At 42.9% G+C, this 14612-nt stretch carries 13 protein-coding genes and 1 pseudogene; 10 read left to right on the top strand and 4 right to left on the bottom strand.

What is annotated here, in order from left to right:
* Positions 1–10: 10 nt before the first annotated feature.
* Positions 11–754 carry a sporulation protein gene (locus HYI04_RS12110; protein WP_159153687.1) on the bottom strand — a complete coding sequence of 248 codons (744 nt, stop codon included), beginning with the start codon at positions 752–754 and terminating at the stop codon, positions 11–13.
* Between the two features lie 84 nt (positions 755–838).
* Positions 839–1303: an Lrp/AsnC ligand binding domain-containing protein gene (locus HYI04_RS12105; RefSeq protein WP_004694947.1), complete on the bottom strand. Its 465-nt coding sequence runs from the start codon at positions 1301–1303 to the stop codon at positions 839–841.
* Between the two features lie 137 nt (positions 1304–1440).
* Here HYI04_RS12105 and HYI04_RS12100 point away from each other — a divergent pair, with 137 nt between their 5' ends.
* From HYI04_RS12100 to HYI04_RS12080, 5 genes and pseudogenes are all read left to right on the top strand, one after another.
* Complete coding sequence (locus tag HYI04_RS12100) at positions 1441–2700, top strand: D-amino acid dehydrogenase (protein WP_218645688.1); 1260 nt, start codon at positions 1441–1443, stop codon at positions 2698–2700.
* Between the two features lie 37 nt (positions 2701–2737).
* On the top strand, positions 2738–3835 hold the full coding sequence (gene alr / locus HYI04_RS12095; protein ID WP_178896201.1) for an alanine racemase: 1098 nt from the start codon (positions 2738–2740) through the stop codon (positions 3833–3835).
* 37 nt (positions 3836–3872) lie between these two features.
* Entirely contained in the window at positions 3873–4232 is a 360-nt protein-coding gene (locus HYI04_RS12090; protein ID WP_004694941.1) for a RidA family protein, read from the top strand.
* Between the two features lie 143 nt (positions 4233–4375).
* Positions 4376–5818, top strand: a complete 1443-nt coding sequence (locus HYI04_RS12085; protein ID WP_178896200.1) for an amino acid permease — start codon at positions 4376–4378, stop codon at positions 5816–5818.
* Between the two features lie 504 nt (positions 5819–6322).
* Positions 6323–7427 (top strand): annotated as a pseudogene (locus tag HYI04_RS12080) (acyltransferase family protein).
* Between the two features lie 81 nt (positions 7428–7508).
* Here the strand turns inward: HYI04_RS12080 and HYI04_RS12075 are convergent.
* Positions 7509–7961, bottom strand: a complete 453-nt coding sequence (locus HYI04_RS12075; RefSeq protein ID WP_005011820.1) for a CopD family protein — start codon at positions 7959–7961, stop codon at positions 7509–7511.
* 23 nt (positions 7962–7984) lie between these two features.
* Positions 7985–9214, bottom strand: coding sequence for a beta-ketoacyl synthase N-terminal-like domain-containing protein (locus HYI04_RS12070; protein WP_005400178.1), 1230 nt, complete (start codon positions 9212–9214; stop codon positions 7985–7987).
* A gap of 278 nt (positions 9215–9492) precedes the next feature.
* On the opposite strand from HYI04_RS12070, the gene HYI04_RS12065 reads away from it, so the two are divergent.
* From HYI04_RS12065 to HYI04_RS12045, 5 genes are all read left to right on the top strand, one after another.
* Complete coding sequence (locus HYI04_RS12065) at positions 9493–10950, top strand: EcsC family protein (RefSeq protein ID WP_159153685.1); 1458 nt, start codon at positions 9493–9495, stop codon at positions 10948–10950.
* A 154-nt stretch (positions 10951–11104) separates the two neighbouring features.
* Positions 11105–11479: a 30S ribosomal protein S12 gene (gene rpsL, locus HYI04_RS12060; protein WP_002050319.1), complete on the top strand. Its 375-nt coding sequence runs from the start codon at positions 11105–11107 to the stop codon at positions 11477–11479.
* A gap of 177 nt (positions 11480–11656) precedes the next feature.
* Positions 11657–12127, top strand: a complete 471-nt coding sequence (gene rpsG / locus HYI04_RS12055) for a 30S ribosomal protein S7 (protein ID WP_004694929.1) — start codon at positions 11657–11659, stop codon at positions 12125–12127.
* A 130-nt stretch (positions 12128–12257) separates the two neighbouring features.
* Positions 12258–14393 (top strand): elongation factor G, encoded by a 2136-nt coding sequence (gene fusA, locus HYI04_RS12050; protein ID WP_010326001.1) that lies wholly within the window; start codon positions 12258–12260, stop codon positions 14391–14393.
* 93 nt (positions 14394–14486) lie between these two features.
* Positions 14487–14612: GTP-binding protein (locus HYI04_RS12045; RefSeq protein WP_227518531.1), on the top strand; the 126-nt coding region annotated here is incomplete at its 3' end.

Genomic DNA, 14612 nt, shown 5'->3' with positions numbered 1-14612 from the left:
GGATTAAAAATTAAAGTCCCAACATACGTCTAATTTCATTCACTAACTGTGCAGGATTGGCTTGCTGATGGAGAATGGTAAGGCTGTTGAAGCCATCACCACGAAATTTACGATCCACTTCTAAAAGCACATGGGTTTGATGTTGCTCTGCCACAAAGGACACTTCAACTTCATTGATGCTGTTGAACAATTGCGTAGGTTTAAATTCAAGTTCTTGATAACAACCAATGCTTGAGTGGAAGCCATTGCCTCGTAGTTGACCTTTTTCAACATCGACGGTCATCAACTGAAAACCGCATTGCTGCATGGCTTGAATAAACGCCTGCATAGCTGGTGTCGGTAAAATTTGTAAATAGTCTTTATCCGTGGCATCGAGCCCCCAGTCCACATCTAAATGTGTATGTAACCACACTCGGGTTTTATTGACGCGGCAAGGCACATCTGTAACTGGCGTTTCAAAGGGTAGTTGAATCGAAAAAGGAAATGTATGTGACTGATGGGCTTGTAACTCAAAAGCCCCGCTAATGTGCCATTCGGCAATACTTAACGCGCTATTGTACTCAGCATCATCTGACTCAACCTCGGCTGTGGTCATGAGCTTTAAATAAATACCGTTGATAATTTTATTAGACGCGGCACCTTTAAAAATAACCTCACCCTGAATGGCTTGACCCGCTTGTGGTGCGGTGGTGTGTAGACGAGTATCGACTTGAATGCCTTGTAAGCCAAGACTAGACATGAGTTTGTTAAACATGGTGCAGAACTTCCAATAGGGAATCGATAGGTTTTAAATATTTAAAATGAATGCATTTTTAAAATGCGTATTTTTAATAAGCTGTTAGCGAATGTCCAAATAAAAACTTTCTTTGACTTCTTCCATCACAATATAACTGTGCGATGATGCTGAAGAGGGCAGTTTTTTCAGTAAATCACCCAATAGGCGTCGGTAAGCACTCATTTCTTTTAAACGGGCTTTGACCAAATAATCGAATTCACCTGAAATCAGATGGCATTCTAAAACTTCAGGAATTTCGACCAAGTCACGTGCCACTTGATCAAACACATCGCCAGACTTGGCTGACAGCTTAATCTCTAAAAACACCAATAAGTTTCGATCGACCAGTTGTGGATTGAGGCGTGCGTAGTAACCCATGATAATACCATCACGCTCTAAGCGTTTGACACGCTCTGAACAGGGTGTAGTTGAGAGGTTAACGCGAGAAGCCAATTCACTAATCGCAATTCGTCCATCGCGCTGCAAAATGTCTAAAATCTGCTGATCAATCCGATCTAATTTACGCATTATAAATTTCCTATGTTTAGAATTTTAGCGCGACAAAAATGGCGATTTACCTAGATTATAATATTAAAAACAGTGAAAAAAACTATTAACCTAAAAATATACTAGTGAAATAAACTAGTGTGTGTAAGGGATCAGTCATGCGTGTAATTGTCTTAGGTAGTGGTGTCATCGGAGTTGCAAGTGCGTATTACCTTGCACAACAAGGCGCAAGCGTTACGGTTTTAGACCGTCAAGCTGGTCCTGCTGAAGAAACTAGCTTTGGTAACGCAGGGCAAATCTCTCCAGGTTATTCTACACCGTGGGCTGCACCTGGTATTCCGTTTAAAGCCGTAAAGTGGATGTTCCAACACCATGCACCGTTAGCGATTAACATCGATGGTAGCATGTGGCAGTTGAACTGGATGGCGCAAATGTTGAAAAACTGCAATCCACAAAGCTATGCTATTAACAAAGAGCGTATGACGCGTGTTGCTGAATATAGCCGTGACTGCTTACGTGAACTGCGTAAAGAAACAGGCATTCACTATGAAAACCGTGCGAAAGGAACTTTGCAGGTTTTCCGTAATGAAGCACAGCTGGATGCAGTACAACGTGACATTCAAGTGTTAAAAGAATGTGGCGTCGACTACGAACTATTATTAAAAGATGACTTAGCCAAAGTCGAGCCAGCTTTAGCCTATGCCAAAGACAAACTGGTCGGTGGTTTACACCTACCGAATGATGAAACAGGTGACTGTTACTTATTTACCAACGCTTTGGCAAACCTTGCGAAAGACATGGGCGTAGAATTTAAATTTAACCAAAATGTTGAAAAACTTGTGGTTGAAGGCGATGAAATCAAAGGCGTGGTGGTTGATGGTCAAGTGCTTACAGCAGACCGTTATGTGCTTGCTTTTGGTAGTTATTCACGTGATTTCTTGAAACCATTGAATTTGAATTTGCCTGTGTATCCTGTCAAAGGCTACTCACTGACCATTCCAATTATAGATCCTGCATTTGCACCGCAGTCTACGGTTCTTGATGAAACTTATAAAATTGCCATCACGCGTTTTGACCAACGTATCCGCGTGGGTGGTATGGCTGAACTGAGTGGTTTCAACCACGGGTTAAACCAAGACCGCCGTGCAACCTTGGAGATGGTCACTCAAGACTTATTCCCAGGTGGAAACTTAGCTGAAGCAAGTTTCTGGACCGGTTTACGTCCAATGACACCAGATTCTACGCCGATTATTGGTGCGACTCGTTTTAAAAACCTATTCTTGAATACAGGACACGGCACCTTGGGTTGGACCATGGCATGTGGTTCAGGCAAGCTTATTAGTGACTTAGTGATGAATCATCAACCAGACATCAGTACTGAAGGCTTATCGATTCAACGTTACCCTTCAGCAGCCTAATTCGTTTTTAGGTCATATTGATTCAAGGAAGAAGAAAATGCCACGTCCAATTACTGCAGTGATTCATAGCCAATCACTGCAGCATAATTTAAATGTTGCTCGCACTAAAATGCCGAATAGCCAAGTCTATGCGGTGGTCAAAGCCAATGCCTATGGTCATGGGATTGAACGCGTCTATCAAGCGTTCAAATCTGCCGATGGTTTTGCGCTGCTCGATTTGGCAGAAGCAAAACGCATCCGTGCTTTGGGCTGGACAGGTCCAGTTCTGTTACTCGAAGGTATTTTCTCAGAGCAAGATCTATTTGACTGCCATGAGCTGGGTCTAAGCTTCAGTATTCATAGTGAATATCAACTCGAATGGTTAGCGCGTTTTCCTTTAAATGCGCAGTTTGATGTTTATTTAAAAATGAACAGCGGCATGAACCGTTTGGGTTTCCGCCCTGAACAGTACCGTCAAGTGTGGCAGCAGCTTTCCAGCTTGCCTCAAGTTCAATGTTTAACCCATATGATGCATTTTTCAGATGCCGATGGTGAGCGTTTCGGGCGTGATGGCATTGCGCATCAATGTCAGTTATTTGATGCCATTACCCATGATCTGCCGGGTGCCCGTTCTGTTAGCAACAGCGCAGCCATCTTACGCCATGAACAGTTGCAGTCGGATGTGATCCGTAGCGGCATCATGCTCTATGGTAGTTCTCCAGATTATCCAAGCCATTCGATTCAAGACTGGGATTTGCAACCTGCCATGAGTTTGCGCAGCGAGTTGATTGCCATTCAGCAGTTAAAAGCAGGCGATAGCGTTGGTTATGGCTCAAAGTTCATTGCTGAAACCGACATGCGTGTGGGTATTGTAGCTTGTGGTTATGCCGATGGTTATCAACGGATTACCGCAACAGGTACGCCTATTTTAGTCGATGGACAACGCAGTAGCTTGGTCGGACGTGTCAGCATGGACATGTTAGCAGTCGATTTATCTCACCTTCCAAATGCCCAAGTTGGCAGCGAAGTGGTGCTGTGGGGTACATCGAAACAGGGCACTGTGCTTAGCATTGATGAAGTCGCAGCAGGTTCAGGCACGATTGGCTATGAGCTGATGTGTGCTGTCACTGCACGTGTCAATTTTATCCAAGATTAAATTTTATTTTTATACAGTTTCATACAAGGAAAGACCTATGTCACATTCAGACATTCAAAAATTCAACACCAACGAAGTCATGAGTGCAGTCACTGTGTTTAATCAAGTGGTGTATTTGTCAGGGCAAGTGCCAAAAAATACCGACAATGATGTCGCAGGTCAGACCCGTGAAATTTTAGCAACAATTGATGAGCTTTTAGCTTTGGCAAATACAGATAAATCACGTTTGTTATCTGCTCAGCTTTACATCAAAAATCTCTCTGATTTTTCTACAGTCAATGCGATTTGGATTGATTGGATGAATGGTTGTGTAGCGCCTTCACGTGCCACGATTCAGGCTGATTTGGTTAATCCAAACTGGTTGATCGAAATTGCAGTGACAGCTGCACAAAACTAATTTTTTTAAACTCTCCCCGTGTATATCAGCGCTTGGGTTTCAACTGAAGTGCTGATGAGCGTATAAATGCCGCCCGTTAGGATAACGAGCACTGTATGAACATGGTTTATACGCAAAAAAGGACTTTAACAGGATGTTAAATTATGACGACTACCCCACAAGCTGACGGTGCAAATGCATCATCGCATGAATTACAACGGAAATTATCCAACCGCCACCTACAATTGATTGCCATTGGTGGCGCGATTGGTACGGGCCTGTTTATGGGTTCGGGCAAAACAATCTCTCTTGCTGGTCCTTCGATTCTGATCATTTATATGATTATCGGGACCATGTTCTTCTTCCTGATGCGTGCATTGGGCGAAATTTTATTGTCAAATTTGCACTATAAGTCGTTTATCGATATGGCTCATGATCTGATTGGGCCAGGTGCGGGTTACTATATCGGTTGGTCCTATTGGCTCGGTTGGGTCTTGGTCGGTATTGCGGACTTGGCAGCCATTATTAACTATCTTGGTTTTTGGCTCCCGCCAGACATGGCCTTTACTCCCATGGGGCAGGCTTTAATCAGTGTCGGCTGTGTGCTGTTTGTCCTTGGGTTAAATTTGCTGACTGTGAAACTCTTTGGTGAAATTGAATTTTGGTTTGCTTTAATCAAAATTTTAGCCATTTTAGGGCTGATCGTGATAGGCGGCTTTATGGTATTCAGCCATTTTCACTCACCGGATGGCACGGCTTCCAGCTTTACCAATGTCTGGTCGTATGGCGGCATGTTTCCTAAAGGTGCCGATGGCTTCTTGGCCGGTTTTCAAATTGCACTCTTTGCCTTTGTCGGTGTAGAGCTAATTGGAACCATGGCTGCTGAAACCAAAGATCCTGAAAAGAACTTACCGAAAGCAGTGAATGCGATTCCAACCCGTATCATTTTGTTCTATGTCTTGTCATTATTTGTAGTGATGTCAGTGACGCCGTGGAATCAAATTCCTGCGGATCAAAGCCCGTTCGTTTCACTATTTTTACATGCAGGTATCCCAACTTCAGCCATCATTATGAACTTGGTTGTGCTGTCTTCAGTGATGTCTTCAATGAATAGTGGTGTGTTCTCTACATCACGGATGCTGTTTGGTTTGGCAAGAGAAGGGCAAGCACCACAGAGCCTAGCGCGTCTATCAAAACGTGCGGTGCCAGCAAAAGGCTTATTCTTCTCATGTGCTTTTATCATGGCAGGTGCTGCGCTGCAGTACTTTGTACCAAACACGGTTGAAGCCTTTACATTAGCCAGCTCATTGTGTGTGATTCTGTTCATCAGTATCTGGAGCATTATTATGGTGTGCTATATCCGCTACCGTAAATTGCGTCCTGAGCTACATGCAAAATCGACCTTTAAAATGCCAGGCGGTGTTTGGATGTCTTATGTGGTCTTAATCTTCTTGTTCTTTACGTTGATTATTTTGAGTTTAGAGGCGGATACCCTTCGCGCATTGATGATCAGTCCATTATGGGTGATTATTTTAGCCGTGACGTATCAACTGCTGTATAAACCACGTATGAAAAAACGTCTGTTAGGGCAGCAATTGGACAACTAAGTAACATTTATTCTGTACAAGTGATGTTTGAAAGAAAGCCCTGCATAAGTAGTAATACCAGTCAGTTTCTTAACTGACTGGTATTTTCTTTTTAAGTTTGGGGTTTTATTCGATACGTGACGATGTCATCCGTAACCTGTCTAGCATTTAAAGTGGACTGTTTTTGCAACGAAATTTTTTTAAATACAGAAAGTCAACAGGTTTTGCGGATGACAAATGTTTTTGGTTCTTTTGGCGAATGAGAAGTACAACTTCGCAAGGAACAAAACGAACTTAAGCAATTAAAACTTAAAACAGTAAGACTCCGCAGTAAATAGCTAAAACTCATTCTGTACTTTTGATATTTGAAAGAAAGCCCTGCAAAAGCAGGGCTTTCTTTTTGCTTGAGCTGAATCAATGGGTTCTAATTCAGTGTTAGATAATTGTATGTTTTTATATATAAAAGCTGTCTAAATCAGGCGATTTCACTTTTAATGAGGCACTTTAAAATTTTAATAATGATTTATGCGTAATTATAAAATCGACATTCTGCGTGGCGTGTCCATCCTGTTGGTGCTGATTCACCATTTCAATATTCCGTATAAATTACACGATACCTTTCTCGGTATCCCCATTGGGGGGGAGCTTAAGTACCTTGATTGCCCGAAACGGCAACTATGGTGTAACCATGTTTTTTGTCATTTCAGGTTTTTTGATTACCCAGCATACTTTACAGCGTAGTGGATCTTTGGCGCAGATTAAGCTGGAAGATTTTTATATCCGTCGTATTGCCCGAATCATACCGTGTCTGGTGTTATTGGTTGCGATGGTCAGTGTGCTCGGAAGTTTAGGGTTGCAACCCTTTCTCAATCAGTCGCCCAATGGCGTAGAGGTCTCCTATGCTGTGACTGTTCTTTCAGCGTTGAGCTTCTGGATGAATTTATTGATTATTAAATACGGCTGGGTGAACTATGCTTTGGGCGTATTGTGGTCTTTATCGGTTGAAGAAGTCTTCTATTTAGCATTTCCTGTCCTGTGTTTAGCACTGGGTCGAGGCAAAGGCTTTATTGTTTTTCTGCTCGCTGTCATCGCGTATGCACCGTATTTTCGTGCCCTCCATTTTGGCGAGGAAAGCGGCGCTTATCTGTATCATTATTTCTCCAGCTTTGATGGGATTGCCATTGGCTGCCTCACTGCAATGTATGCGCAACATTTTAAAGCTGCCATTTATAATCCAAAAGTAATTGTTGCTGTGATATCGTTTTTGATGACCGCTTTATATTTTTATGCACCCATCAAAGAGGTGAGTACTTGGGGCATCAGCGTATTTGCTTTACTTACGGCTTTACTCATATTGTGTTTTACCCAAGACCCGAAAGTTAAACCTACCTCATCCACGGCACGGAGTTTGGTTTGGATTGGGCAGCGTAGCTATGAAATGTATTTGTTTCACTTAATTGTTCTCGGCTTAATGAAAGTGGTGTATTTCCCCAAAGACACTTTAGCGGCTGAAAAGTTGATGTTGTTGCCTGTTTATTTTATCGCGGTGTTTATTTTGAGTTGGGCGATTGAGAAATATTATTCGACCCCGCTCAATTTAAAAATTCGTCAAGCTTGGATACGGTCATAGCGCTGATCTTTGGCTGTGCTGTTGATTTTTTATAGATATTAAAAAGCCCCGAATCAATCGGGGCTTTTTAAGTGTGGGATTTTAAAATGTCGGTTTAACCACGACTAAAATCACCACAGCAAATAAAATGAGGGTCGGCATTTCATTAAAGAAGCGCCAAAATTTGTGTGACTTGTAGTGCGCATGACCAATCAATTTCTTACGGTAATAACCGCAAACAAAATGGTAAATCACTAACAGTCCAACCAAGCCGACTTTGAGGTAGAACCACAGGGCTTCATGGTAGTGGCGCGTTGCATCACCCCAATCCACCAAGAAGTGTGCCGTGATCAGTGTTGCAATCATCGACGGCCACATAATGCCACGGTACAACTTGCGTTCCATAACCTCGAAACGTTGATGACTGACGGCATCATCACTCATGGCATGGTAAACATAGAGCCGTGGTAAGTAGAACAATGCAGCGAACCAACACACCACGGCAATAATATGTAATGCTTTTACCCACAAGAAAGCATCAGAAGGAGCATCCATCAAGTCACCCTAAAATGGGCGGCTTAGCCTTCCCACTTTTTGAAAATGAGACATGCATTTACGCCGCCAAAACCGAAACTGTTACTCATCACAGTATTCAATTTTGCGTCACGTTTTTCAAGCACGATATCAAATGGTTTTGCGCCTTCATCCAGTTCAGTCACGTTGATGTTTGGTGCAATAAAGTCATTTTGCATCATTAGGACCGAGTAGATCGCTTCTTGTACGCCAGCAGCACCCAAGCTATGACCCGTCATTGATTTGGTCGAGCTCAGTGGAGGAACTTGACCTTCGCCAAATGCACGTTCCATTGCTTTTAATTCAGTGATGTCACCAGCAGGCGTCGACGTACCATGCGTATTCACATAGTCAATTTTGTTTACGCCGTGTTGTTTTGCTTCTTCAAGTGCCATCAGTACACAACGTGTTGCGCCTTCACCCGATGGGGCAACCATGTCTGCACCATCACTGTTTGCAGCATAGCCCACCACTTCAGCTAAAATGTTGGCACCACGTGCTTGCGCATGTTCTAAAGACTCAAGTACTACAAAACCGCCACCGCCAGCAATCACGAAACCGTCACGGTCTGCTGAATAAGGGCGAGACGCTGTTTCTGGTGTGTCATTGTATTTTGAGCACAGTGCACCCATCGCATCAAATAACAAGCTTTGAGACCAGTGATCTTCTTCACCACCACCCGCAAGCATTAAGTCTTGTTTGCCGAGTTGAATTAGGTTGTAGGCATAACCAATTGCATCAGCAGACGTTGCGCATGCGCTGGTAATGGTGTGTGCAACACCTTGCATTTTAAAAGCAACGCCAACGTTTGCCGTAATTGTGTTCGACATATTACGTGGTACGAAGAACGGACCAACTTTACGTGCGCCTTTGGTGTCTAACAATTCTTTCATTTCAACTACAGATGCAGTTGAACCACCACCTGAACCGCCCGCGATACCATAGCGTGGATTGCCACCAATTTGCTCTGCTGTTAAGCCTGCATTTTCAACCGCAGCAACCGCAGCATTGTATGCATACATGGCACAAACACCCATAAAGCGTTTTAGCTTACGGTCGATGCCATCAAAGTCTTGTTCAGCAGCAGCGCTGATATGGCTTTTAAAATTGAGTTCAGCATAGGTTGGGTTAAAACGTGTCCCAGAAATCCCGTTTTGTAATGCATGAGTAACTTCTTCCAAAGTATTACCGATACATGAGTTGATACCCATGCCAGTGATTACTACACGTTTCATTTAAAGATCCCTTATATGGTGGTTTTGCAGAGTTACGCTTAAAGATGAATCAACAATTTATTTCTAAGCCAATTGCAACTCTTATGTTTTCAATGCAGATCATAATAGCAGAAAGAATTTTTAATTCTTATGGCAAATCCTATGCCAATTTGACTTGTCTTAAAATCGGGAGCAGGGCATTTCAACTTTACTAAAAGACACATATTCTTATTGAGATAAATGCGTACTACACCTAGTATTTAGCTAGAAATGAAAGATTATAAAGCACGGGGTACGGAATGGCGGATTCAAACAATAAACAGCGCAGTGGTTTCTTTTCAAATGCCTTCGGAGTGGCTAAAAAGCTCAGCCATACAGGTTTAAACATATTAAACCAAGTGAGCCCAGATACGGCCTCAGCACTGACCAATGCTACAACTGGTGATAGTGCAAGCACAAAAACAAAATCGAAAAATAAGCGTTATGAAAATCCGCAGCAAGTCTTAAGAGACCATCTGCCGACAGTATCACGGCATTTATTGGGACGTCATTATGTCAACGCAAATCGAGTCGCGCATTTTGTGTCGCCACAACTTTCCGATAAAGCCGCAGATTATTTTTTTAGCCAGCTTAATCAATTTAGCTCGAGTATGAGCTCGGTCGATGCCGTTTTAGATGAAGCGGGCGTGCGTGATTTAGAGATGTTGACCCAAGATGTCGACCGTTCAAAACGGATTAGTCAGGCATTGTCTGAACAAAATAAAATTATTGCCATCTTGCAAGGCGCACTGACTGGTGCAACAGGCTTTGTGGGCTCAACCGTAGATGTGCCCGCTTCCTTGGTGATGTCGTTACGTATGATCTACCAAGTGGGACGTTCTTATGGTTTTGACTTAACTAAAGAGTCCGATCAAGACATCGTCCAGTTTATTTTTAAACAGATTGATCTTGGGCTGATTGCGGAAAAACAAACTTTGTTGATGGCGATAAAAGCCATTTCAAGTACCTTGCAAACCCATGATGTCTCTCAGTTACAACAGCTTTTAGGTTCAAGCAATGACATTGAAGCCTTAAAGAAATGGTTGACCAATGCCGATGGTCAGCTGAAATGGGGACAGTCGATTGCCAACCTATCGCTACTGAATAAGCTGGCAAAACTCACACCAATTGCCAGTGCAGGGGTGAGTGCAGCTTATAGTTGGCGTCTCGTTGATGATGTACACCAAAAAGCACAACTGGTTTTTTCACAAGCCCGCCAGTATATCATCCAACAAAAAGATACCAGCCTGAGTGCTTTAACTGCATATGAACGCTCACTTGAGCTTTTGGTGAAAGCCTCGCCAAAACTGTTGTCACAGCGCAATACATCAGAGACCGATAGCTTAGATTTGAAGCTTGGGGCTGAAATGGAGTTAAATGGTCATCAAAGTATTGCTAAGGTAAAAGTTCAGAAAAAGTCCGACAAAGTCACAGAGCCTGTCGCAACCGAAGAGCGTGTTCAACAAGGGCTGGAACAGCTCGCAGATCAAATGGTTGAGCCTCATGATGCTGTCGCACCGCAGCAACCAGCCCTACAAATGGAAGAGGATCTTGCAGATTTATATCCAATGGATGAGGCTGAGGAGGCTACACAGAACAATAGTGAGTCTTTCACGGAAAATAAACCTGACACAGCTTCAAAAGTCGCTGCTAAACCTGCGGTAGAGCCGACCGAAAAAAAGGTTACAAAAAGACGAAATGCGCCAAGTAAAAAATAAACCCTTTAAAATAGATAGAAATTTGTAAAAGTCCTGATTTGGTCAGCATTACATGTAGTTTGAAATGTTGACCATTTTTACGTCTTAGCTTACAATTGCATGCCCTCAAAAAGTCGTCTTTTTTTGGGTTTTTTATTAACGGGAGAATTGCCAAATGGCAACAACAAATCAGTTGATCCGTAAGGGTCGTACGACTTTAGTTGAAAAATCTAAAGTTCCTGCGTTGAAGGCTTGTCCACAACGTCGTGGTGTTTGTACACGTGTTTACACAACTACACCTAAAAAACCTAACTCAGCAATGCGTAAAGTTTGCCGTGTGCGTTTAACTTCTGGCTTTGAAGTTTCTAGCTACATCGGTGGTGAAGGCCACAACCTACAAGAGCACAGTGTTGTTCTTATCCGTGGTGGTCGTGTTAAAGACTTACCAGGTGTACGTTACCATACCGTTCGTGGTTCTTTAGACTGTGCTGGTGTGAAAGATCGTAACCAGTCTCGTTCTAAATACGGTACTAAACGTCCTAAGAAATAATCTTTCGAGATTAACATCTTAGTTCGCTAGAACTGCAATCCTTTATCGTCTCGCTTGTCTGATTTCTGCATTAATTTTGTGAAATTCAAGCGACGTGTAGTAAGGCCAGCGAAAGCACATGACACTTTGTGCTACGGCTGGATTAACCTGAAGTGTCATATATATAGGTAGTTTAAAATGCCAAGACGTCGCGTAGTTGCTGCTCGTGAAATCCTTCCGGATCCTAAGTTCAGCAGCCAAACAATCGCTAAATTCATGAACCACGTAATGCAAGATGGTAAAAAATCTATTGCTGAAAGTATCGTTTACGGTGCTTTAGACCGCGTTCAAGAAAAAAACAAAGTAGACCCAGTTGAATTTTTCGAGACTACTCTTGAAAAAGTTCGTCCTATGGTTGAAGTAAAAGCACGCCGTGTTGGTGGTGCTACTTATCAAGTACCTATGGAAGTACGCCCATCCCGTCGTACTGCTCTAGCTATGCGTTGGTTAGTAGATGCTGCTGCTAAGCGTTCTGAAAAAACTATGGCTTTACGTCTTGCTGGTGAGTTGCTTGATGCAGCTGAAGGTAAAGGCGCAGCGGTTAAAAAACGTGATGACGTGCATCGTATGGCTGAAGCCAACAAAGCATTCTCTCACTACCGCTTCTAAGCGACTAAAACAGCCCCTATTCAGGAGGGTGATAGCTTGGCTTACGCCAAACTGTCATCGAATCGCTTTAAGCTGTTCGTCAGCTTAAAGCGCCTGTTTTAAACAACAAAATTTAGGAATGCAAGAAATCATGGCTCGTCAAACCCCAATTTCTCGTTATCGTAACATTGGTATTTCTGCGCACATTGATGCTGGTAAAACCACGACTACAGAACGTATTTTGTTCTACACAGGTGTATCTCACAAAATTGGTGAAGTACACGATGGTGCAGCAACAATGGACTGGATGGAGCAAGAGCAAGAACGTGGTATTACCATTACTTCTGCTGCTACGACTACATTCTGGTCAGGTATGTCTAAACAGTTCCCTGAACACCGTATCAACGTAATTGATACACCGGGACACGTTGACTTCACAATTGAAGTTGAACGTTCTATGCGTGTTCTTGATGGTGCGTGTATGGTTTACTGTGCTGTAGGTGGTGTACAACCTCAGTCTGAAACTGTATGGCGTCAAGCGAACAAATACCAAGTGCCTCGTTTAGCATTCGTGAACAAGATGGACCGTACTGGTGCCAACTTCTTCCGTGTTGTTGAACAAATGAAGACACGTTTAGGTGCATCTCCAGTACCTGTAGTAATCCCTGTTGGCGCTGAAGAAAACTTCCAAGGCGTAATCGACTTGATCGAAATGAAAGCGATCATTTGGGACGAAGCTTCACAAGGTATGAAGTTTGAATACGGTGAAATCCCGGCTGAACTTCAAGCTACTGCTGAAGAATGGCGTGTAAACATGGTTGAAGCTGCTGCTGAAGCTTCTGAAGAGCTAATGGACAAATACCTAGAAGAAGGCGATCTTTCTAAAGAAGATATCGTTAATGGTCTACGTGTTCAAACTTTGGCTTGTCAAATTCAACCAATGCTTTGTGGTACAGCATTCAAAAACAAAGGTGTTCAACGTATGTTGGACGCAGTAATTGAATTCTTACCGTCGCCTACAGAAGTTAAAGCGATTGAAGGTGTTCTTGACGATAAAGCTGAAACTAAAGCGATTCGTGAAGCATCTGACGAAGCTCCGTTCTCTGCACTTGCGTTCAAAATCATGAACGACAAATTCGTAGGTAACTTAACTTTCGTACGTGTTTACTCTGGTGTTCTTAAACAAGGTGATTCTGTTTATAACCCAGTTAAATCTAAACGTGAACGTATCGGCCGTATCGTGCAAATGCACGCGAACGATCGTCAAGACGTTGAAGAAATTCGTGCGGGTGATATCGCTGCGTGTGTAGGTCTTAAAGACGTAACTACAGGTGATACACTTTGTGATGAGAAAAATGTCATCACACTTGAGCGTATGGAATTCCCAGAGCCAGTAATTGCATTGGCTGTTGAACCAAAAACTAAAGCTGACCAAGAAAAAATGTCAATTGCTTTAGGTCGTTTGGCTAAGGAAGATCCATCATTCCGCGTTCGTACTGATGAAGAGTCAGGTCAAACAATCATCGCTGGTATGGGTGAACTTCACCTTGACATTATTGTTGACCGTATGAAGCGTGAATTCGGTGTTGAAGCAAACATTGGTAAACCAATGGTTTCTTACCGTGAAACGATCAAAAAGTCAGTTGAACAAGAAGGTAAATTCGTTCGTCAAACTGGTGGTAAAGGTAAATTTGGTCACGTATACGTACGTTTAGAGCCAATGGATGCTGATGCTGGTAAAGACTACGAGTTCGCTGAAGAAGTTGTTGGTGGTGTAGTTCCTAAAGAATTCTTCGGTGCTGTGGATAAAGGTATCCAAGAGCGTATGAAGAATGGTGTCCTTGCTGGTTACCCAGTTGTAGGCATCAAAGCTACATTGTTTGACGGTTCTTACCACGATGTCGATTCGGACGAATTATCGTTCAAGATGGCAGGTTCTTACGCATTCCGTGACGGTTTCATGAAAGCAGATCCTATCTTGCTTGAACCGATCATGAAAGTTGAAGTAGAAACTCCAGAAGACTACATGGGCGATATCATGGGTGACTTAAACCGTCGTCGTGGTATGGTTCAAGGTATGGATGACTTGCCTGGCGGTACTAAAGCAATTAAAGCTGAAGTTCCACTTGCAGAGATGTTTGGTTACGCGACTCAAATGCGTTCTATGTCTCAAGGCCGTGCAACATACTCTATGGAATTTGCTAAATATGCTGAAACTCCACGTAACGTGGCTGAAGGCATCATTTCTAAATTCCAGTCTGGCGGTAAAAAAGGTGACGACGAGTAATCTTTCGATTACTATAAGCCCAAACTAATTCATAGTTAAAAACCAAGTGCTCATGCAGTGATCCTGCATGAGTAGTTTAAAAAGGAAGATCTCATGGCTAAGGCTAAGTTTGAACGTAATAAGCCACACGTTAACGTGGGCACAATCGGTCACGTTGACCATGGTAAAACAACTTTAACAGCTGCAATTGCAACTGTATGTGCGAAGAAATTCGGTGGC

Source organism: Acinetobacter sp. SwsAc2 (assembly GCF_013391465.1).
In the GTDB taxonomy this organism is placed as follows: domain Bacteria; phylum Pseudomonadota; class Gammaproteobacteria; order Pseudomonadales; family Moraxellaceae; genus Acinetobacter; species Acinetobacter johnsonii.
Note: the sequence above shows the minus strand (reverse complement) of the source record. Positions and strands in the feature narration are given on the sequence as shown.